This window comes from Haloarchaeobius baliensis (assembly GCF_052060055.1).
GTDB classification, from domain to species: domain Archaea; phylum Halobacteriota; class Halobacteria; order Halobacteriales; family Natrialbaceae; genus Haloarchaeobius; species Haloarchaeobius baliensis.
The window spans coordinates 218983-242376 of record NZ_JBPPFR010000001.1; the positions used below are offsets into that span (position 1 = coordinate 218983).

The 23394-nt window shown below is 67.1% G+C and carries 20 protein-coding genes and 1 pseudogene; 12 read left to right on the forward strand and 9 right to left on the reverse strand.

Going from position 1 to position 23394, the window contains the following annotated elements; all coding sequences use genetic code 11:
- Positions 1-355: 355 nt before the first annotated feature.
- Complete coding sequence (locus tag ACSG06_RS01075) at positions 356-1249, reverse strand: DMT family transporter (protein ID WP_440988410.1); 894 nt, start codon at positions 1247-1249, stop codon at positions 356-358.
- Positions 1250-1453: 204 nt separating this feature from the next.
- Between ACSG06_RS01075 and ACSG06_RS01080 the strand changes: the two genes are divergently transcribed.
- Positions 1454-1939, forward strand: coding sequence for a hypothetical protein (locus ACSG06_RS01080; RefSeq protein ID WP_440988411.1), 486 nt, complete (start codon positions 1454-1456; stop codon positions 1937-1939).
- Between the two features lie 171 nt (positions 1940-2110).
- A complete protein-coding gene (gene hemL / locus ACSG06_RS01085) occupies positions 2111-3451 on the forward strand; it encodes a glutamate-1-semialdehyde 2,1-aminomutase (protein ID WP_440988412.1) in 1341 nt (446 codons plus the stop codon).
- A 1-nt stretch (position 3452) separates the two neighbouring features.
- Here hemL and ACSG06_RS01090 read toward each other — a convergent pair whose 3' ends face one another.
- Positions 3453-6878, reverse strand: a complete 3426-nt coding sequence (locus tag ACSG06_RS01090; protein WP_440988413.1) for a hypothetical protein — start codon at positions 6876-6878, stop codon at positions 3453-3455.
- Positions 6875-8569, reverse strand: coding sequence for a hypothetical protein (locus ACSG06_RS01095; RefSeq protein WP_440988414.1), 1695 nt, complete (start codon positions 8567-8569; stop codon positions 6875-6877). Before ACSG06_RS01095 ends, ACSG06_RS01090 begins: the two co-directional genes overlap by 4 nt.
- A 333-nt stretch (positions 8570-8902) precedes the next feature.
- Here ACSG06_RS01095 and hemC point away from each other — a divergent pair, with 333 nt between their 5' ends.
- From hemC to ACSG06_RS01110, 3 genes are read left to right on the forward strand one after another with little or no spacing between them, the layout of a single operon-like run.
- The gene (hemC, locus tag ACSG06_RS01100) at positions 8903-9991 is read left to right on the forward strand and encodes a hydroxymethylbilane synthase (protein ID WP_440988415.1); all 1089 of its coding nucleotides are present in this window, start codon (positions 8903-8905) and stop codon (positions 9989-9991) included.
- Positions 9988-10740, forward strand: coding sequence for a uroporphyrinogen-III C-methyltransferase (gene cobA, locus ACSG06_RS01105; RefSeq protein WP_440988416.1), 753 nt, complete (start codon positions 9988-9990; stop codon positions 10738-10740). The genes hemC and cobA overlap by 4 nt, the downstream gene beginning before the upstream one ends.
- A complete protein-coding gene (locus tag ACSG06_RS01110) occupies positions 10737-11486 on the forward strand; it encodes a uroporphyrinogen-III synthase (protein WP_440988417.1) in 750 nt (249 codons plus the stop codon). Before cobA ends, ACSG06_RS01110 begins: the two co-directional genes overlap by 4 nt.
- 222 nt (positions 11487-11708) lie before the next feature.
- Here ACSG06_RS01110 and ACSG06_RS01115 read toward each other — a convergent pair whose 3' ends face one another.
- Positions 11709-12305, reverse strand: coding sequence for a cupin domain-containing protein (locus ACSG06_RS01115; RefSeq protein WP_440988418.1), 597 nt, complete (start codon positions 12303-12305; stop codon positions 11709-11711).
- A 102-nt stretch (positions 12306-12407) separates the two neighbouring features.
- Here ACSG06_RS01115 and recJ point away from each other — a divergent pair, with 102 nt between their 5' ends.
- A complete protein-coding gene (gene recJ / locus ACSG06_RS01120) occupies positions 12408-13823 on the forward strand; it encodes a RecJ family nuclease (protein WP_440988419.1) in 1416 nt (471 codons plus the stop codon).
- Between the two features lie 24 nt (positions 13824-13847).
- Here the strand turns inward: recJ and ACSG06_RS01125 are convergent, their stop codons facing one another.
- On the reverse strand, positions 13848-14435 hold the full coding sequence (locus ACSG06_RS01125) for a metal-dependent hydrolase (protein WP_440988420.1): 588 nt from the start codon (positions 14433-14435) through the stop codon (positions 13848-13850).
- Between the two features lie 100 nt (positions 14436-14535).
- Between ACSG06_RS01125 and ACSG06_RS01130 the strand changes: the two genes are divergently transcribed.
- Both ACSG06_RS01130 and ACSG06_RS01135 read left to right on the forward strand, forming a co-directional pair.
- Positions 14536-15150 carry a DUF2238 domain-containing protein gene (locus ACSG06_RS01130; RefSeq protein WP_440988421.1) on the forward strand — a complete coding sequence of 205 codons (615 nt, stop codon included), beginning with the start codon at positions 14536-14538 and terminating at the stop codon, positions 15148-15150.
- Positions 15151-15177: 27 nt separating this feature from the next.
- Positions 15178-15906, forward strand: a complete 729-nt coding sequence (locus ACSG06_RS01135; protein WP_440988422.1) for a TVP38/TMEM64 family protein — start codon at positions 15178-15180, stop codon at positions 15904-15906.
- A gap of 200 nt (positions 15907-16106) precedes the next feature.
- On the opposite strand, the gene ACSG06_RS01140 is transcribed toward ACSG06_RS01135, so the two are convergent.
- Positions 16107-17879, reverse strand: a complete 1773-nt coding sequence (locus tag ACSG06_RS01140) for a vWA domain-containing protein (RefSeq protein WP_440988423.1) — start codon at positions 17877-17879, stop codon at positions 16107-16109.
- A 226-nt stretch (positions 17880-18105) separates the two neighbouring features.
- Here ACSG06_RS01140 and ACSG06_RS01145 point away from each other — a divergent pair, with 226 nt between their 5' ends.
- Positions 18106-18423, forward strand: coding sequence for a DUF5783 family protein (locus tag ACSG06_RS01145; RefSeq protein WP_440988424.1), 318 nt, complete (start codon positions 18106-18108; stop codon positions 18421-18423).
- Positions 18424-18427: 4 nt separating this feature from the next.
- Here ACSG06_RS01145 and ACSG06_RS01150 read toward each other — a convergent pair whose 3' ends face one another.
- A complete protein-coding gene (locus tag ACSG06_RS01150) occupies positions 18428-19054 on the reverse strand; it encodes a phosphoribosyltransferase (RefSeq protein ID WP_440988425.1) in 627 nt (208 codons plus the stop codon).
- Positions 19055-19384: 330 nt separating this feature from the next.
- On the opposite strand from ACSG06_RS01150, the gene ACSG06_RS01155 reads away from it, so the two are divergent.
- The 3 genes from ACSG06_RS01155 to ACSG06_RS01165 all read left to right on the forward strand — a co-directional run bounded on the left by ACSG06_RS01155 (position 19385) and on the right by ACSG06_RS01165 (position 22369).
- Positions 19385-19747, forward strand: a complete 363-nt coding sequence (locus ACSG06_RS01155; RefSeq protein WP_440988426.1) for a NifU family protein — start codon at positions 19385-19387, stop codon at positions 19745-19747.
- Positions 19748-19827: 80 nt separating this feature from the next.
- Positions 19828-21330 (forward strand): sulfatase family protein, encoded by a 1503-nt coding sequence (locus tag ACSG06_RS01160; protein ID WP_440988427.1) that lies wholly within the window; start codon positions 19828-19830, stop codon positions 21328-21330.
- Between the two features lies 1 nt (position 21331).
- Positions 21332-22369: a lysylphosphatidylglycerol synthase transmembrane domain-containing protein gene (locus ACSG06_RS01165; protein ID WP_440988428.1), complete on the forward strand. Its 1038-nt coding sequence runs from the start codon at positions 21332-21334 to the stop codon at positions 22367-22369.
- A 192-nt stretch (positions 22370-22561) separates the two neighbouring features.
- Here the strand turns inward: ACSG06_RS01165 and ACSG06_RS01170 are convergent, their stop codons facing one another.
- Together ACSG06_RS01170 and ACSG06_RS01175 are read right to left on the reverse strand one after the other, a co-directional pair.
- The gene (locus tag ACSG06_RS01170; RefSeq protein ID WP_440990309.1) at positions 22562-23071 is read right to left on the reverse strand and encodes a hypothetical protein; all 510 of its coding nucleotides are present in this window, start codon (positions 23069-23071) and stop codon (positions 22562-22564) included.
- A gap of 96 nt (positions 23072-23167) precedes the next feature.
- Positions 23168-23266, reverse strand: a pseudogene (locus ACSG06_RS01175) (AN1-type zinc finger domain-containing protein); the annotation flags it as partial.
- Positions 23267-23394 lie beyond the last annotated feature (128 nt).

Sequence of the window (23394 nt, forward strand, 5' to 3'; positions counted from 1 at the left end):
TACGGGAACGACTGGCCTCGACAGTGACCAGAAAGCCCCCGCCGTCTCGGCTCCCGCGGCTCGCTGCGCTCCTCGCTACGCTGCGGTGCCTGAGCGCGACGCGCTCAGACTAGCGAGAGCTCCGCTCTCGCGTCGCTCACGTCGCCGGGGTTCGCCGACACGGAGGCCCCTTTCAGTCCCACCCGCCCGCAACCGCACCGCACCTCACACCTCCCCAACCGATTGCGCTCCTCACTCCGTTGCGGTGCTCATCCCTCGCGCGGATGGCTCGACGCGCTCCCTGCGGTCGCGCAGTCTCGCCAGCCACGCGCCACCTGGTTAGTTCAGCTACCACCGACCGCGGTCCACGAACGTACTAGCTCGCGACCGCGGCTCTGAGCGCCTCCCGTTTCACGAGCACGAAGCCGACGCAGATGACGAGGAAGCCGACCACGGTGTTCGTGGAGACGACCTCGCCGAGCCAGTACCAGCCGACGAGCGTCGCGAACACGGGGGCGACGTAGCCGACGAGGTTGATCTCGACGGGGCCGAGCCGGTCGAGCAGCCCGAAGTACAGCAGGTAGCCGACGGCGCCGGCGGCGAACACGAGGTAGCCGAAAGCGACGACGACGCGGGTGGAGAGGACGACGGTCTGCGGTTCGCCGGCGACGAGGCTCGCGAGGTGCAGCAGCGGCCCGCCGACGAGCATCATCCAGCCCTGCCGGGCGGCGACGCCGAGTTCCGGACTCTCGCGGCGGAGGCCCACGCCGGCGAGCGCGAACGCCGCCGCGCTCGCGAACAGCAGGCCGACGCCGATTGGGTCGGGTGCGTCGACCGCCGTCGGGCCGGGGACGGCGAGGATGGCGGTTCCGACGAGCCCCAGACAGACGCCGGCGACCCGCGAGGGCGTCGGCCGGGCGGTGTCGAGGAACGCCGCGGCGAAGCCGACGCTCCAGATGGGCACCGTCGCGAGCACGACCGACCCGATGGCGCCCGAGACCCGTGCCTGCCCGACGAACAGCAGGCCGTTGTGGACGGCGACGATGCCGACCCCACCGACGAGCACGGCCCGGAGGTCCGCCCGGCCCGGGACGATGGACTGCCCCCGGGCGAGCGCGTACCCCAGCACGACGATGCCGATGGCGTCGAACCGGAGCGCAGCCATGAGCAGGGGGTCGACGCCGGCCTTCGCGGCGCGGATGGCTGGGTAGGAGGCTCCCCAGAGCGCCGCGAGCGCGACGAACCCGAGCAGGTTCTCGTGACGTCTCACAGTTCGGCCGAGGAGAGGCCCGACAATAGCAGTTGCGTGGTGCCAACTATCAACACGATTCGTGCCGGACGGTTCGGAGGGTCCCCGGGCACAGAGCCTGACAGCGGTCCGCAGTCGAGCCGACGTTTTCGGGACAGGAGTCGGGTATCGAGATGTTGATGTCACCCACCCCAGATTGACAGTCTGTCCGACCAGATTCGAGGTATGCTCGAAGCAAAGTTGATGTACGAGTCGGGAACGGGGCCGTCTCGGATTACCGTAGAAGGCGAAGCTGACCGTGAAGCACTGGCTACTGCCGGAGAGATTTACTACGCAGAAGGCCAGAATGGGTGGTTGGTACCGACGGAGCCGGAGTCGCCGGAATCCCGGACCGAACTGTTTGTCCCGACCGAGCGTGTCTACTTCTGTTCCATCAGCAGCACAGAACACGACCTGAGCGAGCAGGTGGGGCCGCTGCTGTCGGAGTGTTCGTTCTCCGTCTCAGAGCTGACGGTCGAGATGCCGTACGACGAGACCTGGGTCAGACCGGAATCAGAGCGACAGGAGTTCCACTATCCCATCTCGTACAGTAGTCGTCTGGACCACTTCGTCTGCAACTTCACGAGCACCGATATGCTCGAAGACGGGACGCCGTTCCAGTACGTCCAGTACTTCCCGCGGTCCCGTGTCTACTCGGCTGTCCATGAGTGACGACACTATCGACGGTTGTTCGTCCTCTTCCGCGACAGTGCGTTTTCCGTCTCGCAGGAACCCACTCGCAGATCAGAGATTTGCTCGCCGTTCCCTCTCGACGAGACACGGTCTCGTCTCGCGGGAACAGCGTCAAGGGTTTTTACCGGCGGGTCCGAATCGCCGATAGCAATGAACGAGGAGAACTCGCGGAACCTGTACGACCGGGCGCTGTCGGTCATGCCCGGCGGGGTGAACTCGTCGGTGCGCGCGGCCATCGAGCCGTACCCGTTCTTCGTCGAGCGCGGCGACGGCGGCCACGTCATCGACGCCGACGGCAACCGGTACATCGACTGGGTGCAGGGGCTCGGTCCGCTCCTGCTCGGCCACGACCTCCCACAGCCCGTCGAGTCCGCGGTACAGAAGCACGCGAGCAACGGCCCGATGTTCGGCGCGCCGACGCCCATCGAGGTCGAGCACGCCGAGTTCGTCACCCGGCACGTCCCGAGTGTCGAGATGATCCGGTTCGTGAACTCCGGCACGGAGGCGACCGTCTCGGCGGTCCGGCTCGCCCGCGCCTACACCGGCCGCGACAAGGTGGTCGTCATGCAGGGCAGCTACCACGGCGCGAACGACTCCACGCTCGTCGAGGGCGAGGGCGCACACGTCCACCCGTCCAGCCCGGGTATCCCGGACGACTTCGCGGAGCACACCATCGCGGTGCCGTTCAACGACCACGAGGCCGCCCACCACGTCTTCGAGGAGTACGGCGACGACATCGCCTGCGTCCTCGTCGAACCGGTGCTCGCGAACTACGGCATCGTCACGCCCGCCGAGGAGTACCACGAGACGCTCGCCGACCTCTGTGACGACCACGGCTCGCTGCTGGTTTTCGACGAGGTCATCACCGGCTTCCGCGTCGGCGGCCTCCAGTGCGCCCAGGGGAAGTTCGACATCGACCCCGACCTCACCACCTTCGGGAAGATAATCGGCGGCGGCTTCCCCGTCGGTGCCATCGGCGGCAAGGCGAAGATCATGCGCAACTTCACGCCGTCGGGGGACGTGTTTCAGGCGGGCACGTTCTCCGGCCACCCGGTCACGATGGCCGCCGGGCTGGAGACCCTCAAGTTCGCCGCCGAGAACGACGTCTACGACCACGTCAACTCGCTCGGCGAGCAGCTCCGGCGGGGGCTCACCGAGATCTGCGCCGACCAGGCCCCCGAGTACACCGTCGCCGGCCTCGACTCGCTGTTCAAGGTCATCTTCACCCGCGAGGGCCCCGACGACCTCGACGGCCAGTGCGAGGCGGGCTGTCGCCAGCGGCCCTCCTGCCCGCGCTACGACTACTGCCCGAAGAACGGCGGCGACGTCGCCGCGGGCGAGACCGACCGCTGGCGGCGCGTCTTCTGGCCACAGATGAAGGAACAGGGGATCTTCCTCAGCCAGAACCAGTTCGAGTCCCAGTTCGTCTCCTACGCCCACACCGAGGCGGACGTCGAGGAGACGCTCGAGGCGTACAGGGAAGCGCTGTAGGTCAGGGCGCTTCGACCGTGGCCGTCGTCGACGCCGTGCTCCCGTCGCTGTAGACGACCTCCAGCCGCACCTCGAACGTGTCGGCACGGTCGTACTCGTGGTGGACCGGCCCCTCGGAGTACGACGTCGCGCCGGGTCCGTCGCCGGGATGTGCGAACTCCCAGCGGAACTCCTCGGCATCCTCGGTCCGGGCGGAGTTCCGTGCCGAGAGCCAGACGAGGTGGTCGGCGTCCTCCCAGAAGGGGTCGCCACCCGTCTGGACCCACTGGAGTTTCCAGTCCTGAACGGTGTCGTCGCCGGACGTTAGCTGTGTAATCTCGGCGTTCGTGGTCCCACCACCGATGGACACCTCCTGGGTCGTCGTGGCCGTCTCACCGCTGTCGTAGACGAGCTCCAGCGTCACATCGTACGAGCCGGGCTCGTCGAAGATGTGGTACACCGGCCCAGCGCTGATCTCCGTCGACTCCTCGCCGTCGATGGTCCAGCGGAACTCGTCGACGCCGGCGACGAGGTCCGACTCGCCGGCGGAGAACCAGGCAACGTACTCCTCGTCCTCCCAGAACGGCTCGCCACCTCTGTTGATGTACGCGACCTTCCAGTCGGCGACCGCCTCGTCGTTCGGAGGGAGGCGCCTGATGTCCGCCGTGGGACTCGAATCGTCGAACACGGTGAAGCTCACCCTGTCGGAGCTCACCTCGACCCGCTCTTCGTTCGGGTTCCAGGCGTACACCATCACGCCTGGGCTGTAGATGCCAGCTTCCTCGAAGCTGCCGTACAGCGGCATCCGTTGGGTCCCCTCGCTCAGGATCCCTCGTTTGCCCGGGTCGCCGAGGTCGATGAACGCGTCCGTCGCGGTTATGTTCCAGTCGTAGCCGAGGATGGACCGATTCCGTTCGGCGTACGACGACGTGGCGTCGAGCGTGACATGATCACCGACTGTAAGTCGGTCGCCATCGTGGGCCATCTCCAGTTCCGCGTGGACCTCGTCGACGAACGGGTGGTCGACGCTGTCTCCCGGTTCGACCACCTCGACGGTGACGTGCGCGTAGTCCGCGGCGTCGGCGATGGGATCCTCGACGTGGTACATGACGTCGTACTCTCCGGGTTCGCTGAACGAGAAGGACGGGTTCGACCCGTGCATGATCTCGATATCGCTGGTCCACAGCCCGACCTCCTCGAGCATGTGTGGCTCCGGGTGGAGCGCCTCGGTCTTCGGACGGATCCACGTCTCTTCGACCTCGTTCGCCCCGGTGTAGACGAACTCACCGTCGCCCACGAGTGTCTCCCCGACCGTGACCGGTGGTCCGGCGTCCGCACCGTTCGCGTCGCTGCTCTCGACATCAGCGTACAGGGTCCGCAGCTCTGTTTCGGCCTCTATCTCGAGGTTCTCGGACCGGGTGACGCCCGACTCGTTCCGGACGACGAACAACGGATGGTACGTCCCCTCCTCGGCGAACGAGATCTCGGTCTCCGTGCCCGAGTGGAACTCCAGTTCCTCCAGCCACGGACCGGTCCGGTCGAGAAGTTCTTCGGTCGGGACGAAGCCTGGAGACTTCGGAACGACCCACATCGCTTCGACCGATTGCTCCCCGTTCATCGTGCTCGACTCACCGACCAGTCTGACACCCGTTCCGGTCGGTATGGGTCCCTCGATTCGGTCGTCTTCGTCGACGAGCTCTGTCGCGTAGAGGTCCGAGATGGTGATGTAGGAGCCGTAGACGAACTTCTGGGTGACGAAGTTCCTGTACCCGTAGTGTTGGGCTCCACCCTCGCTCGGGTCCCGGGCGTCGCTGACCGCGAGGACGACGGCGTACGTGCCGGTCTCCGTGAGTGAACAGCGCCAGTCGGGGTGGTCACCACGCCCCGATTCGACGACGGAGTCGCGACCGATGTTCGGCCAGCCCTGCTGGGTCGTGCTGATCTCGTCGGGGTCGAACGCGTGCTCCGTCGGGTTGGTCACCGGACCGAGCCGGTAGACCGCCCACTCGTACTCGTAGATGTCCTCCGAGCCCCATCCGTCCTCGAACCAGAGCTTCGTATCGTACGCGTCGAACTCGATGTCGGTACCCGGCTCGACGTACGGCACACCGTCTGCCGGATCGAACTCCTCGTTGAGCGAGAGTGATTCGGGAAGGTGGCCGTTCTGGATCGTCACGACCGGTGTCGGTCCCGGATCGAGATTGCTGAAGAACTGATCGAGGTGGTCTGTATCGTCCTGGGACTGGTGCTCGCCTCTGGTCAGCGAGACGTTCGAGTAGAGGCTCTCGAGCGAGACGCCCGGATGGGTCGCGTACCGCATATCGATCTCGACGGTCCAGTGGTTGGACGTGAGTCTCGATATCGAGTTCGCGAGCGACTGATCGAGGTCGTGTTCCGACGAGACATCGAACTCGACCCGTTCTCCCGGGGAGACGTACACGTCGAACAGCGCGTTGTGTCCGGTGATGGGGGAACCACGTTCGGGGGAGTCCCGAAGCTCGAACCCACGGTAGTAGGGAACTGGCCTCGGTCCGGGGCCGGAAAGGACTCCCTCGACGCCGAACAGGAACCCGACGACGGAGACCAGGGTGGCGGCACCAGCAACGAGAGGGAGACCGAGGGTTGCGAGGGCGGTGAGGGCGGCCCCGGTCACGACGAGTGCGATGTCCCGGACCGCCTTCGAATCCTGCTGTGCGTCCTGGATGAGCGCGTATTCGTTTCGCGCGTTCTCGGCGTCGGCTAGACCGAGGCTCCCGACGAGTTCGCCCCAGGCGTGGGCGAAGTCCTGCCGCAAGGATTCGTCGTTCGCGAGTAGTTCGACGATCGCGTCCCCGTCGATGGCAGAGAACAGGTCCTGATCGCGCCGGACACCGAACGCGATGTGCTTCCACGTCTCTGCCTCGTCGTCCAGGGGTGGCCCCTCCACCCGGATCAGGTTACCTATCCGTATCTTCCCCCGCTGGAGTCCTTCGTTCACCGTTTCGTCACTGAGCATATATCCGGCACTCTCGTCGGCGCGCTCGACCATGTTGTCGTCGTAGTGTATCTCCTGTGCGTGGAGGGAGTACGCGGTCGAACTGAGGTCGAACGTGACACGCCAGCAGCCGCGCTCGTCGGCCTCCGTGTCGGGGTTCCCGTACGGTTCCCAGGAGATATTCACCGGTGCCAGCTCGGTCTGGGAGGCACCGATCCAGAGTGGCGAGCTGGACCCGTCGAGGTAGGCGTCACGCACCGGGTCGTGGGTCAGCATGCGTCGGTCGTGAACGCGCCACCGCGCCTCGCGAACCGCATCTGTCGGGGGGTGGAGCCTGTCGTCGAAGGAGTCGATACGCAGGCCGGTGTCCTCGATAGCAGCGGCGCCCTGGCTGAGGAGCGTGGCTACCGTGGCACCAGACAACGTCTGGAGCAACGTTCGTCTGGTCGTCGGCAGTGAACCGTCGTCGGTCATGCTGTCTCGCTCACCTCGATTGATTCCGTGGCGACGGCGTTCAGATACGAGCCGTCGTCGAGTCGCTCCCACACCTCGAGGAACACGTCGTACGTCCCGGCTGTCTCGGGTGTGAACTCGAATGTCGGATCACTGTTCGGCAACGTCGCGTAACCCTTCCCCAGTGCCAACCGCTCGGTCATGCTGAGCCAATCCTGCGAAGCGGACCGCTCGTAGCTCTCCGTGTCGGTCGGATCCGCAGTCGGCGGACAGTACATCACCTTCCAGCAGTACGCGCCGATATCGGCGTGTGAAAGTGTTGTTCCGTAGCCGTCACACGTCACGGGTTCTCCGGTAGAGGCCGGCTCGGTTGCATCGAGCGCCAGTCCCGGTTTGGGCGGCTGTCCCTGGTCGTGCTCGAAGTCCCCCCAGGCGATGTTTGCCGAGCCGAACAGCTGTCGATATCGTTCCTGTTCCGTTGCAGCACCGATGCTCGGGCCCGACACTGGGGCACGGATCGAAACACTCCAGCGGGGATGTGCGAACGTCTCCGGTCCGGTCACGTTCGGGAAGTAGTCCGTCGAATCCTCGCGCGAGCTGCCGACGCCGTGATGGGTCCGGACGTCGGCGGGGTGTTCGGTCTCGACCCGGACGTGCGTCGTCTCGCCGGGGGCGACGTAGATGTCCATCAGCAACGAGACCGCGGTCATCGGGCCGAGCGCCGCGTCGGGTTGGTCGACCTCGAATCCCTGCCAGTGTGGAAACTGGAACTCGGGGTCATCGTTCAGCTCCTGGAGGCCCTTGACGACCGTGATGAGGTCGAGAATCTTGCTGAGATTCCCGAGAATGCGACCGGCTCCGTCCGACTGGACGTGGAAGTCGTTGACCCAGCCACCGATCGTCGTCGCCATCCCGATGGCCGGCATTGCCTTCTTTCCGACGAGCTCCCGAAGTCTGGCGACTTCGGCGTAGTTCGTGGTAGTGGTGTCCTCCCACTTCGGTTCCACTGTCTGCTCTGTGACTGCCTGTCCTAACGAAGTCGTGTACTCGTCGTAGGCAGCCGGGTCTTCGTTCCGGAGCGAACGAAGGTGCTGCCTGACGTTGTCGCCGTAGACGAACCGCATGAGGTTCGGGTTCCGGCGAGCCGAGATGGCGATGGCGTCGAGCTGGGGATTCAACCCGTCGCCGTCGCCTCCCTCGGGGTCTGGTCCCCGGACGGAGAGCTTCGTCCGGAGGTCGATGTCCTCACAGCGGTCACCCCTAGCGTGGAGGGAGCTGTCGGCGAGCGTCCAGTGGTCGCCCGTGACCTCGTAGATGGGTTCGCCGTCGTCGTTCGTCTCCTCCCAGTCGACGGAGTCCATGGTCGGGACGAGTGCGAGCGCGCTGGAGTTCAACTGGAACGTGTAGCGCCAGCATCCACCGTCGTGGTCGGAGCGGGGGTCGCCGAACTCCTGCCAGCGAACGTCCCAGAGGGTCAGCGAGGTGTCGGTGAGCCCGTAGTAGGACGGGTCGACGTCTGTCTCGTACATCTTCCGGTCGTGGACGTTCGTGTGGTTGGCCGTCCACCGGTAGCGGTTCTTCAGCTCCTCGTTCGGTGTGCGCGACGGTCGTGTTGCCTCCCCTGGTCGGCCGAGGGCGGCCGGAACTGCCGTCGCGCCAAGGGCGGAGAGTACGGCCCGCCGTGAGTGATCGGACCCACCAGCGAATTCCATTTAATCCGAAATGAACTGTCGATAATATATATCTTCGGAATACTAGTTTTAGTGCCAGTGCCCGGATGTGAGCACGATAGCTGCCTGTTGCACCGATACCGCCGTCGCTGAGTACGGCCACCATCGCTCGTCGCTGGTCGCCCGCTCCCTCTAGATTCTGTATCGTGAAATAGGATTTATTCGCTCCTGACGCCATCGTCCTCCCAAACTGCCTGCAACGTCGATAGAGTGTTCAAACCGTCTGAATCCGGCCGATCTGCTGCGTCGAACCTCTGAAACGCGCGTCGAACGCAAACTGGTGTGCTTTTCACCGTCGGTCACCGACTCCCTCGCATGAGAACACGTGGGACCATTCGGCTGGCGACGCGGGGCTCGGACCTCGCCATCCGGCAGGCGACGACGGTCCGTGACGCGCTGGAGGAGCGACACTACGAGGTGGAGCTCGTGGAGGTCGAGACCGAGGGCGACAAGATCCGCGACGAGCTCATCGCGGACCTCGGGAAGACCGGCGCCTTCGTGCGGTCGCTCGACGAGAAAGTGCTCGATGGCGACGTCGACGCCGCCGTCCACTCGATGAAGGACATGCCGACCGAGATGCCCGACGACCTCGTCGTCGCGGGCATCCCCGAACGCGCACCGGCGGGCGACGTGCTCGTGACGCCCGACGGCAGCACGCTCGACGAACTCGAAGACGGCGCCGTCGTCGGCACCGCCTCGATGCGCCGGCAGGCCCAGCTCCTGCACGAACGGGACGACCTGACCGTCGAACCCATCCGCGGGAACGTCGACACCCGGGTCGAGAAGGTGCTCGCCCCGTCGCTCCAGGCCGAACACGAGCGTCGCACCGAGGCCGCAAAGGAGAAGAAGGGCAACGCCGGCGACGACGACTTCGAGGCCGAGTTCGACCGGACGGTCGAGGAGTGGTTCGACGACCGGAGCGAGATCGAGCGCCGCGCGCTCGGCCGCGAGGTGGAGACGCCGTACGACGCCATCGTGCTCGCCGAGGCGGGGCTCCAGCGCTCCGGGCTGGCCCACTACATCGAGTACGAGCGGCTCTCGAACGAGACGTTCGTCCCCGCGGCCGGACAGGGCGCACTCGCCGTCACGGCACGCGACGGCGAGACCGCCGAGGAGCTGCACGAGGTGCTCGACTTCCCGCGAACGCGGGTCGAGACGACCGTCGAGCGGACCGTCCTCGCCGGGCTGAACGGTGGCTGTATCGCGCCCATCGGCGTCCACGCCGTGCTCCAGGGGGAGTACGTCCACACCGTCGCGCAGGTGCTCCACCCCGACGGCGACGACGTCGTCCAGCAGCGCCGTGACATCCCGGTCGAGACCCACGTCGCGGCGGCGAAGGAGTTCGCCCAGGCGCTGACCGAGGCCGGCGCTGACGAGCACGTCGCGGCCGCTCGCGAGCGATGACGGGCTTCGTCTACCTCGTCGGGAGCGGTCCCGGCGACCCCGACCTCATGACCGTGAAGGCCCGCAGGCTCCTCGACGAGGCCGACGTGGTGCTCCACGACAAGCTCCCCGGCCCGGAGATCCTCGGGACCATCGAGGCGGAGCGCCGCGAGGACGTGGGCAAGCGCGCCGGCGGCGAGTGGACCCCGCAGGAGTACACCAACAAACGGTTGGTCGAACTCGCCGAGGAAGGCAAGACCGTCGTCCGGCTCAAGGGCGGCGACCCGTTCGTCTTCGGCCGCGGCGGCGAGGAGGCCGAACACCTCGCCGAACACGGCATCCCGTTCGAGTACGTCCCCGGCGTCACCTCCGCCATCGCCGGCCCGGGCGTCGCCGGCATCCCGGTCACGCACCGCGACCACGCCTCCTCGGTCTCCTTCGTCACGGGCCACGAGGACCCCACGAAGGAGGAGTCGGCGGTCGACTGGGAGGCGCTCGCGGCAACGGGCGGCACGCTCGTCGTGCTGATGGGCGTCGGGAAGCTCCCAGACTACACCGCCGCGCTGCGCGAGGCGGGCATGGACCCCGAGACGCCCGTCGCGCTGGTCGAGCGCGCCACCTGGCCCGACATGCAGGTCGCGACGGGCACCCTCGACACCATCGTCGACGTGCGCGATGCGGAGGGCATCGAACCCCCGGCCATCACCGTCGTCGGTGACATCGCCGGGACGAGAGACCGCGTCGTCGAGTTCCTCAGGACCCGCACATGACCACGAGAGACACCACCGTCGCCGTGTTCCGCCCGGACGACGAGCGGCTGCGCGACGCCGTCGAACTAGTCGAATCGCTCGGTGCGACCCCCGTCGCCGACCCGATGCTGGAGGTCCGGGAGACGGGTGCGTCGCCCCGAACCGACGCCGACTACACCGTCCTGACGAGCAAGACCGGCGCCGAGATTGCTCGCGAGACCGGCTGGGAGCCCGGCGAGACGACCGTCTGTGCCATCGGGTCGGCGACCGCCGGCGCACTCCGAGAACAGGGGTACGACGTCGACCTCGTCCCCGACGAGTTCTCCTCGACCGGGATGGTCGAGCTGCTCGCCGAGCGTGTCGACGGCGCACGCGTCGAGGTCGCCCGCAGCGACCACGGCAGTCAGGTGCTACTCGACGGCCTCGAAGCCGCAGGGGCCTACGTCCACGAGACGGTGCTGTACGAGCTCGTGCGACCCGAGGGCGCGGGCGGCTCTGCCGAACTGGCCGCCAGCGGCGACCTCGACGCGGCCTGCTTCACCTCGTCGCTGACCGTGGCGAACTTCCTCGCTGCGGCCGAGGAGCGCGGAATCCGTGCCGATGCGGTCGCAGGACTCGCCGACGCCGTCGTCGGCGTCATCGGCGAGCCCACCCGCGAGACAGCCGAGAGCGAGGGTATCGCGGTCGACGTGGTGCCCGAGAACGCCGACTTCGACGAACTGGCGTGTGCGGTCGTCGAACGGGCCGCGCCGACGTACCACGACTGAGCCGATCCGCAGTTTTCGGACGAGTCAGGCCATCTTGGAGCCGTTGGCTCGTCGTGGGTCGTGAGCGAGGGGCCCGAGGAATAAACTATATCTCACGATACGAAATGTGGTTCGGTGCGGGAACGGCGGGCTTCGCCGAGGCCCGCTGCTCGGGGCCATCGGTTCCGCCACGGATGGCTCTGCACCGAGAACAGATCCGGCGAGATGACGTGACCCGCGTGCTCAAGCGGTCTCGAGCAGGTGCCGCCGCTCGACCGGTACGTATTCGGGGTACTCGTGGCTGTAGCCGAGCCGGCGGGCGGCGGGTGCCAGAACACGCACGCCGGCACGCTGGAGCCACGTCGGTAACCGCGAGAGGTAGAGCAGGTCGTCGAACTCGTCGATTACTGGTGCCAGTCGCAGCGGATTGAGCGGCATTCCGGAGGGCGTCGTCGCGTAGTCGCGGCCGAGGCCGTAGGTGACGTACATGAACAGCTCGGTGTCGAGTGCGGGTCTGACCTCCCCGACGAGGTGAAGCTCGCCGTCGCCGCCGTTCCAGAACCGGTGCGGGTCGCCCGCGGGGATGGTGACGCTCTCGTCCGGCCCGAGCAGCCGTTCAGTCCCGTCGTGCCAGACACCAAGGGTGCCCGCCCTGACCTCGAGGTACTCGTCCTGTTCGGGGTGGACGTGCCGCATCGGGCCGTGGGAGTCCGGTGGCGGGGCCAGCCACATCTCGAACCGGGCGTACTCCCCGTCGGTCTCCTCGGCGGTCGCCAGGTAGCGCACTCGCTTGCCGCTCCGGGGTGCGTCGACGGTCGGTGTGGCGCTGGCGTCGGTCATGGCTCGCGCTACGACGACCGCCCTGAAAAGGGTGCTCGGCTCGGGGTGTCGGGACCGCCCCATCCGAGCCTTTATCCGCGATTGCGACCCATGCTCCGACGAATGTCCGCCAGCGCCCCCGTTCCGGAACTCGCCGACCGCGCCGCTGCGTGCGCCGAGCACCTGCGTGCGGCCGAGGCGGTGCTGCTCGCCTCGCACATCGACGCCGACGGGCTCACCAGCGCTGCCGTCGCGTCGAGCGCCCTCGAACGCGCCGGCATCGACCACGAGGTCGTCTTCGAGAAGCAGCTCGACGCCGAGCGCATCGCCGCCATCGCCGAGACGGAGTACGACACCGTGCTGTTCACCGACTTCGGCAGCGGGCAGATCGACGACATCGTCCCGCACGAGGAGCGCGGGGCGTTCACGCCGGTCATCGCCGACCACCACCAGCCCGGTGACGCAGACACGGAGTTCCACCTGAACCCGCTGCTGGAGGGCATCGACGGCGGCTCGGAGCTATCCGGTGCCGGCGCGGCGTACGTCCTGGCACGAGCGCTGGAGGGGGACGGCGACAACCGCGACCTCGCCCGACTGGCCATCGTCGGTGCGGTCGGGGACATGCAGGACCAGGACGGCGAGCTCCACGGTGCGAACGCGGCCATCGTGGACGACGGCGTCGCGGCGGGCGTCGTCGAGAACGGGACGGACCTCGCGGTGTACGGCAAGCAGACCCGTCCCCTGCCGAAGCTGCTGGAGTACGCGAGCGACGTCCGGATCCCGGGCGTGACCAACGACCACAACGGTGCGGTCTCCTTCCTCGACGAGCTCGACGTCGACTGCCGGGCCGACGGCGAGTGGCGGCGCTGGGTGGACCTCACCGCAGAGGAGCGCCAGACCGTCGCGAGCGCGCTGGTGAAACGTGCGGTGTCCTCCGGCGTGCCAGCCGACCGGATCGACGACCTGGTGGGGACGACGTACACGCTCACGGCCGAGCCCGAGGGCACCGAGCTCCGGGACGCCAGCGAGTTCTCCACGCTCCTGAACGCCACCGCGCGGTACGAGCGCGCCGACGTGGGGCTGGCGGTCTGTCTCGGCGACCGCGGGGAGGCGTTGACGTCGGCGCGCACCCTCCTGCGGAACCACCGGCGGAACCTCTCCGAGGGCCTGGAGTTCGTGAAGAACGAGGGGACGACGAGCGAGGAGCACGTCCAGTGGTTCCACGCGGACGACCGCATCCGCGAGACCATCGTCGGCATCGTCGCCGGGATGGCCCTCGGGTCGGGCGGCATCGACCGACGCAAGCCCATCCTCGCGTTCGCGAACGAGAGCGACACCGAGGTCAAGGTGTCTGCACGGGGCAGTGGGGCGCTCGTGCGCAAGGGGCTGGACCTCTCGGTCGTGATGCGCGAGGCCTCGCAGGCGGTCGGCGGCGACGGTGGTGGCCACGTCGTCGCGGCCGGTGCGACGATTCCCCGGGGCGAGGTCGAGGCGTTCGTCGCGGAGGCCGACCGGATAGTGGGCGAGCAGCTCGGCTGAACCGCGAGGCGACGACGCCCCGCGTTACTCGAAGAAGCGCGCCGGCACGTGCTGTGCGACCGGCTCCGGCAGTGCTCTGGCGAGCGTGGCCCACACCGCCGCGAGCCGCTTCCGGAGCGCGACGTACACCGCGCCGACCATCAGCAGCGCGAGTGCGAACGCTGGCACCGGTTCGGGCAGCGTCATCGTCGGGACCGCCAGCACGGCTGCCGTCCCGAGGTCGCGCGGCGAGCCGTCGTAGGGGACCAGTCGCTTCGGGGCGAGCCAGCGGCCGTGGTAGTGGCTGTAGACCGCGCGCTCGGACCGGCCCTCCCACGGGCGGAGCTCGAGCCCGCCCCCGTAGATGTCCATTACCGGGTGGAGGGCGACCGCGACGAGGAACGTCGCGAGCGCGAGGGTTGCGTTCGTCGGGACCGCGACGGCGAGGACCACGGCGAGCCCGGCCGGGAACCACCCGTACACCGGGTAGTGAAGCGTCTTCCGGTGCCCGGCGTAGATGTCGAGGTCGGGGAAGAGGCTCCCGGCGAGTCCGACGGCCGCGACTGTCACCGGATCTCCACCGACACCGACCGCGAGCGCGGCGAGGACGAGCCCCGCCAGCGCGTGGGTCATGGCCATCATCACGCTTGCGTACGAGATGAGGCCTTACTAATGTGTCCCTTCTCAGAGGACAGTGTATGGGTTTTTCACGTCACCACCGCTACCGGACAGTATGGACCGCCTTCGGCTGTTGAATCGTGCCCTCCAGGCGGGTCTCATCGCCGTCCTGGCGTTCGGCCTCCTCGTGCGCAACGTCAGCGTCGTGGTGAACGCACTGGCCGGTTTCGGCGTGACACTGGTCCCGGCGGTGCTCGCACGGGACCGGGACCTCCTGCTCGACCCCCGGTTCACGCTCGTCGTCAGTATCGCCGTCTTCCTGCACTCGATCGGCATGGTCGGACTGTACGACCGTGTCTGGTGGTGGGACCACCTGACCCACACGTTCTCCGCGACCATCGTCGCGGTCATCGCGTACACCGTCGTCTGGGCCGTCGACGTCCACCGGGAGGATATCCACCTTCCACCGCCGTTCACCGGGCTGTTCGTGCTCAGCTTCGTGCTCGCGATGGGCGTGCTCTGGGAGGTCGCAGAGTTCCTCGCCCGCGAGGCCGCCATCCGCCTCGGGCAGGAGCCGGTTCTCATCCTCTACGGACTCGACGACAGCATGTTCGACCTGCTGTTCAACCTCCTCGGCGCCGTGGCGGTGACGCTGTTCGCGACGACCCGTCTGCGTCACTGGGGAGAGGAGCTCGCCGCCTGGCTCGACCGTCGGCTGGAGGCAAGCTAGAAACCCCTCGAGTACGAGGCATAGACCGTGGCACACAGGCACTTCCTCGCCGAGGACGCCGACCGCCGGCAGGTCGCCGTCGGGCTGGCCATCCTCGGCATCCTGCTGGTCGCCGGGGGGTTGCTCACGAGCCGGTTCCTCTGGCTGTTCGAGGAACCAGATGCGATCCGCGAGGCCGTCTCCGCCTTCGGGCCGTTCGCACCGCTGGCGTTCGTCCTGATGCAGGCCGCTCAGGTGGTCCTCGCTCCCATCCCGAGCCACGTGCTCTCGTTCGCCGCCGGCTACCTGTTCGGGCCGGTCTGGGGGTTCGTCTACAGCATGTTCGGGGCGATCGCCGGGACGTTCGTCGCGCTCCTGCTCGCACGTCGGTACGGACGACCGGTCGTCGAGCGGTTCGTCGCACCCGAGGTGCTCGACCGGTTCGACGCCTACCTCGGGGAGTACGGGGTGGTCGGCGTGTTCGTCGTGTTCCTCCTCCCCGGGTTCCCGGACGACGTGGTCTGTCTCGTCGCTGGCTGTTCCGAGCTCGACCTCCGGAAGATACTGGTCGCGGCCACCCTCGGCCGGATTCCGGGCTACCTCGTGCTCGTCCTCTCCGGTGCCGGGGTCGCCGAAGGGGAGCTGTACGAGTCGGTGTCGCTGCTGCTGGGCGCCGCGGTGATCGGGAGCATCCTGTTCTGGCGCCGGGAACGCCTGCTGGAGTGGCTCCGTCGGCAGCTGACCGTCGACGATGGGGGCCGCCACCCCGGTTCCTGACCCGATACCGCTGTTTTCGGTCGCCTTCGTGCACGAACGGGGCCGTTCTCGCAGTCCGTGGCCCGCCGACCCCGGCGCATTCTATATCGCGATATCTGGTTTATCCACTGCTCTGTGTACCTCGCTCCTCGCAGCAGGGGAACAGCCTGAAACGGCCGAAAATAGCCGGTTGAGTGCTCGAACGCCGTCCCAGCCGTCGGTCAGGAGCGTCGTGATCGACCGAGACGTCGAGTCGTCACCGACGCGTCGGCGAGCCGTTCCAGCACGGCGAGCTCGCGTTCGAGGCTCTCGTCACCGATATCGGCCATCTCGTCCCGGAAGTACTCGGCGAACGAGGCGAACCGATCGGCGTACTCGGGCGAGACGGTCAGGTCGGTCGATCGGCGCTCCCACCGGCCGAGGTCGTCGTACTCGGCGGGCGCGATACCGTCGGCTGGCGGTTCGCCGTCGTCCTGGCGCATCGCCACGGCCCAGTTCCGGCAGAGGTCGGCGTAGCGCGTCAGCAGCACGGCCTTGCGGACTCCGGTGTTCCCGAACTGCTCCGGGCCGCCGTCCGGAAAGGCGACGGTCGCGGTCGTCTCACCGGTCTCGCCCTCCCGGTTCTCCCAGCTCGCACGGAGCTGGAGGGAGCCGCTCGCACCGGTCTGCTCGAGCTTCGCGAGGACGACGCCACCTCTCGTCTCCCCGCCCTCGCGGTCGGCGGCGAACAGCGTGTTGACGTGCATCACCTCGCCGGTGGACTCCTCGGCCGCGGAGGAGCCGTACACCGTCTCTATCTCGTATCCGTCGGCGTCGAGCTCGAGCGAGAGGTCGAACACGAGCGGCGTGACCATGTACTGGAAGCCGTCGGTGAGCCGCTGCTCGAACTCGTCGGCGGAGTGGACCGAGTAGTGGTTCGCCCCGCGGACGCTCGTGATGGCGTCGATTATCTCGGTGTTGAAGTCGACACCGACGCCGACGAACGTCGAGTGGACGCCCCGCTCGGCCTCGCGGTCGAGCCGGCCCTGCAGTCCCTCCTCGCTGGTGTCGCCCAGGTTCGGCATCGCGTCCGTGAGGACTGCCATGCGGTTCTCGTAGACCGTGGGATCGGAATCCTCGACCGCGTCGAACAGCGCGCTGGCCTCGTCGAGCCCGGCGGAGAGGTCCGTCCCACCGCCTGCCTCGATGTCCGCCTCGATGTGGTCGCGGATGGCGTCCATGTCGGTCGTCTCGACGGGGTTCAGCGGTTTCGCCACCGTCGCCTGGGTGTTGTAGAGGACGACCCCGAAGCGGTCGCCGGGCCGCAGCTGTTCGGTCAGGGCGGCCAGGGCGTCCCGGGCGACCTCGATCTTCGGGCGGGAGTCGTCCGTGTCCTCCCCATCGTCGCCGTCGTAGTGGTACTCGTCGAACGGCGAGCTCATCGACCCGGAGACGTCGAGCACGACGACGAAGTTGAGCCGCTTCCGCTCGAAGTCGTCGGCGTCGAGCCCGGAGTTCAGCCCGACGGAGAGGTAGCGCTCGGTCTCACCCGACAGGGGGTCTGCGGAGACGGCGGGTGCGTAGCGGGGGCAGAACAGGGAGTCGCACCCGCCCGCGTCGCCGGTGTCGAAGTAGTAGTCGTAGAACAGCCCCTCGTAGGGCATGTCGCTCGGCAGGGGGAGGAACCCCTCCTCGACGTTCTGCCGGAAGTTGTTCACGTCCTTCGCGCCGCCCGCGGCGAGGCCGACGCTGTTCCCGGCGGAGGTCTGGGCTGTGTACGTGACGTTCGCGCCGCCGCTCCCGCCCTTCGAGCCCGCCCCTTCGCCCTGACCGATGTCTGCCGGGTCGAACTGCCAATCGTCGACGAGTTCGCCCGACGGGGCCGTCGTCGGGAGGTCGGTCGGTGGTTCGGTTCCGGGGTCGTTCCCGGGCGTCGAGCCCGTGCTACAACCCGCGAGCGAGGCGGCCGTCGCCGTCGCGAGCGCGAGGAACGAGCGTCTGCGTCGTGGGGACATGCTCGCCTCTTCTTCCGCACGGCACATAACACGATTCCAAGGTGAAACCCCGATTTCAGCCAGCTCGACTCCCGAGGCGGTGGTTCTGTGTGCCGTTGCTTTCCGGGGGCACCACCCGGATAAACTAGATATGGCGATACGAAATCGGTTCCGGGCGTTCCAGGGCCGACCGTGGGGCCGCCGGTGAAACGCCCCGCTTTTGACCGTCCTGACCGTTCCCACGGATATGACCGAGTTCGACCCGGACCGCTTCGAGGCGGAGAAGTACGTCGACTACTTCCCGCAGCTCCAGCGCGCATACAAGAACGCCTTCGAGACGATGAACGAGGAGTTCGACTCGACGCTCATCCACGGGATCGACCAGCAGGTGCTCAACGAGTCCGAGCCGTTCTACGACGAGGACGAGGGCTTCACCGTCGAGCTCCCCGACGACCCGTACGACCGGCTCACCGCCGTCGTCGTGAGCGAGGAGAAGTTCGAGGGCGTGATGGAGCGCTACCGCGAGGAGATCCGGAGCGAGCTCCGCCGGGTCTTCGGACTGTAGCCGGTCAGGGTTCGTCGAGGTACGTCATCGCCTCCTCGTCGGAGACCTGCGCGAACGAGTCGTAGAACTGGCCGACCGCGTAGAACCCGGTCGGGGACCGCAGACAGACGACCTCGTCGGCCTCCGCGCCGAGCTCCGCGACGGTGTCCGGGGGCCCGACGGGAACCGCGAGGACGACCCGTTCCGCCCCTGCCGCACGCGCCCCTCTGATGCAGGCGATGGTCGTCGCCCCCGTCGCCACACCGTCGTCCACGACGATCGCCGTCAGCCCGTCGAGGTCGAGCGGCGGCCGGCCCTCGCGGTACGTCTCCACCTTCGCCCTGGCGACGTCGAGCTGGCGGTCCGTCTCCTCGTCGACGTAGGCCTGACTGACACCGAGGTCGGCAACGAGGTCGTCGTTCAACCACACCGTCCCGTCGCTGGAGACCGCGCCGATGGCCAGCTCGGGGTTGCCGGGCGCACCGAGCTTCTTGGCGGCGATGACGTCGAGCGGGACGTCGAGCGCGTCGGCGACCGCACGTCCGACCGGGAGGCCACCCCGTGGGACCGCCAGTACGACGTCGCCCGTGACCTGCTGTTCGACGAGCAACTCACCCAGCCGTCTGCCGGCGTCGGTTCGGTCCGCGAACATGGTCGACACTACGCGGTGGTGTTCCTTCCGTATTTATCGACGTGTCAGTGGTGCTACCCGGGAGTCAGAGCTCGCGGCCGGTCTCCTGCTCGGCGACCTCCTCGACCCCCTCCGAGATGGCCTCCGTCGCACCGCCGTCTCGGAACCCCTCGATCGTCTCCAGTATCACCTTGAGTACGTTCATGGTTGGCAAACAGACGGTACCCGGTATGATAAGCGTTCGCTACGGTCGGTGCGGGCCACTCCCCGACGGACCGGGCGAAACGCCGGCCTCGCCCTGTGAACACGTGGTGCGCAAAGTTTAGGGACGCGCGTCCCGAACCACGGCACATGAGCACCGAGACACAGGGCGGCGACGACCTGGAGGAGCGCGTCACCAACTTCCTCCGTCGCAACTTCCCGCAGATCCAGATGCACGGCGGCAGTGCGGCCATCCAGGACCTCGACCGCGAGACGGGTGAGGTCACCATCCTCCTCGGTGGTGCCTGCTCCGGCTGTGGTATCTCCCCGATGACCATCCAGGCCATCAAGAGCCGCATGGTCAAGGAGATCCCCGAGATCGAACAGGTCCACGCCGACACCGGCATGGACGGTGGCGGCCAGGGCGGTGGCGGTGGCATGTCCCCCTCGTTCCCCGGCGAGACCGTCGACGACGACGGCGAGGAGGACGAAGGCCCGCAGGCCCCGTTCTGAGGCGACCTGTAACGGGGAGACGTGACGGTCGGTCCACGGAAAACAACAGTTCTTAATCCTTCGTGCCCTCGAAGCCGAGTATGAACCCCACAGCCGGGCGGAACGTCCTCTTCGTCGTGATGGACACGGTCCGCAAGGACCACCTGTCCGTCTACGGGTACGACCGCCCGACCACGCCCGGCCTGGAGGCGTTCGCCTCGGAGGCGGCCGTCTACGAGGGCGCCGTCGCCCAGGCACCGTGGACGCTGCCGGTGCACGCGTCGCTGTTCACCGGGCTCTACCCCAGCCAGCACGGGGCAAGCCAGGAGAACCCGTACCTGGAGGGGGCGACGACGCTCGCCGAGACGCTGTCGGACACCCACCGAACGGCGTGTTACTCCTCGAACGCGTGGATCACGCCGTACACCCACCTCACCGACGGCTTCGACGACCAGGACAACTTCTTCGAGGTGATGCCCGGCGAGTTCCTCTCCGGGCCCATCGCCCGCGCGTGGAAGGCGATGAACGACAGCCCGACCCTGCGGCGGGTCGCCGACTGGATGGTGTCGGTGGGCAACCGGATCCACGAGTACACCGCCTCGGGCGAGGGTGCGGACTCGAAGACGCCGCAGGTCGTCGACCGGAGCCAGGAGTTCATCGCCGACGCCGCGGCCGACGGCGAGCACTGGTTCCAGTTCGTCAACCTGATGGACGCCCATCTGCCGTACCACCCGCCCGAGGAGCACCGCGAGGAGTTCGCCCCCGGCGTCGACTCGACGACGGTGTGCCAGAACTCCAAGGAGTACAACTCCGGGGCGCGCGACATCGACGACGACGAGTGGGACGACATCCGGGGGCTGTACGACGCCGAGATCCGCCACATCGACAGCGAGCTCACCCGGCTGTTCGACTGGCTGCAGGCCGAGGGACACTGGGAGGACACGCTGGTCGTCGTCTGTGCGGACCACGGCGAGCTGTTCGGCGAGCACGGGCTCTACGGCCACGAGTTCGGCATCTACGACCCGCTCGTCAACGTCCCGTGCATGGTCAAGCATCCCGACCTCGAGCCGGGCCGGTACGACGAGCAGTTCGAGCTGCTCGACCTCTACCACACGGTGCTGGACCACGCGGGCGTCGACTCGGCCGCCGGCGACGGGGTCGACCTCGACCCAAGCCGGTCGCTGCTCGACGACTCCCACGGCGACCGCGAGCAGGGCGAGTACGCCTTCGTGGAGTACTCCCGCCCCGTCGTCGAGCTCAAGCAGCTGGAGGGGAAGGCCGTCGACGCCGGCATCACGCTCGACGAGGAGTCCAGATTCTACTCCCGGATGCGCGCCGCCCGCCGGACGGACGGGAAGTACATCCGCAACGAGCGCATCGCCGACGAGTTCTACCGGGTCGACGAGGACCCCGACGAGTCAGACGACCGCCGCGGCGAGGGCGACCCCGTCGAACGCGAGGTCGAGGCCGCCCTCGTCGACTTCGAGGAGCGCGTCGCCGACGAGTGGGACGGCGACTGGTCCACCGACGAGGGCGACGGCGAGCTCGACGAGATGAGCGACACCGCGAAGGAACGACTACAGGACCTCGGGTACATGGAGTAGTGTGAGCGGGACATCAGGTGGGGCGTTCGGGGACCTGTTCGGTCGCAGGACGCTCGCCAAGATGGGGGCGGGCTTCGCCATCTCGCTGCTGCTCGTCTACCTCCTCGGCACCGCGGTCGGCTGGGAGCGCACGCTCGACCAGCTCTCGCGAGCCGACCCCGTCTGGATCGCCGCCGGTTGTCTCTCGACGTTCCTCTGTCTGGCGTCGTGGGGCCGGGCGTGGCAGATCGTCCTCGCCGTCGGCGGCGTCGAGGTCCCCTATCGCAAGCTCGTCGTCACCTACTTCGCGGCGACGTTCGCGAACTACGTCACCCCGTTCGGGCAGGCCGGCGGCGAGCCGTTCATCGCCTACGTGCTCGCCCGCGACACCGACGCGGACTACGAGCAGAGCCTCGCGAGCGTCGTCACCGCCGACCTGCTGAACCTCCTACCGTTCTTCAACTTCGCGGCGGTCGGCACCGCCTACCTCGTGGTCCAGACCTCGCTCGGCGACACGGAGACCGTCGGCAACCTCGTGCTCGTGCTGGGGCTGCTCGCGGTGAGCATCCCCCTCCTCGTCTGGTTCGCCTGGCGGCACCGCTGGGCGGTCGAGGAGCTGGTCGTCTGGCTCGTCCGGCCTGTCGCCCGCGTCACCAGCCGGGTGAGCGTCGACGGGGCCCGCGAGCGCATCGAGCGGTTCTACGCCTCCGTCGAGGACATCGCGGCCGAGCCCCGGGAGCTCGCCCGGGCGCTCGCCTACTCCTACGTCGGCTGGCTGTTCTTCACCCTGCCACTGGTCGCCGCGCTCCGGGCGGTCGACGCGACGATGCGCACCCTGCTCGTCTTCTTCATCGTCCCCGCGAGCACCATCGCCGGACTGGTGCCGACGCCCGGCGGGCTGGGTGCCGTGGAGGGCGCGCTCACCGGCCTGCTGGTCAGGGTCGGACAACTGCCCGCCGACACGGCCTTCGCGGTGACGACGCTCTACCGCGTCGAGAGCTTCGTGTTCGCGCTGGTGGTCGGTGGGATTGCGGCGCTGTGGGTGACGGCACGGGTTTGAGTTCGGTCAGTACAGAGTGTGTATTTAACGCGTTAGAAATTGGTGAATTGAATAACCGATATCCTGGAGCATTCGGTCAATTTGCCGAGTTACAGTGTGGTCGACTAATGCGGAAAGCTCCAGAAAGCCACTCATCAATCCCAGTAGTACAGCAATTGCTGCGAGTGCGATAACGCCGCGAACTCTCCAAAGTCACCACGATGAAATTCCAAGAGCGCGTCTCACAATGCCCTTGTTCGGTTCCGTCACGCCCGTTCCACTTCCAGTATCTCGTTTCAGGGACCCGTCGAGGGCGAGATCGGGCGAGTCGTCACCACCAGAGGAGCTACCTGGAGTTCGTTTTACCTTATCGACATCGGTTCGTCGATATTTAGGTCCGGTTCGTTCGTTGTTTGGATTTGCAGCCGTGTCCGGATCTACGATATTTTGGGCTTCGATGGTCTTCCGACGCCGCTCTTTCTTGCAATTTCGACAGATAGAACCCGAGTAGGACATTGCCGCACCACAGTCGTTACAGTACGGTGTTCCATCCTTCCGTTTTTCCGCCGCTCCTGGCTTTGAGCCAGTTTTTGAACTTCCGTCCTTGCCTATCTCCGTCTCCCCCTCGTCACATTCAATACAGAGTTCGCCTCGGGAAACGTCCACCTCCGCACCGCAACGGTTGCAGTTGGCCTCTTCCTCGTCATCTTTGTCCTCATCCATCCCGAGAACACCGGTGACTTTCCCGAGGACATCATTGGTTCCTTTACCACGGAATTCTGGGCCGAGCGTCTTGGTGGTTCTCTGTGCAGCGCAGTTGTGCCGCTCCGGAAGCACGTGGTCGCTGCACACAGTTTTCCCACAGTAGTTACAGCTTCCGGTGAGTGAAGATTCACCACAGACCGAGCATCGGCCCATGCCCCTTCGTGACACGGAGTTGTAATAACTCCGTTGGCAAGATGCTCACTCGACGGGCCACCCCAAGCGGTCGGATTCGGGAGCGAGCTGGTCGCCTTCGGTAAGTATGTGGACTCACCTACCAGCCA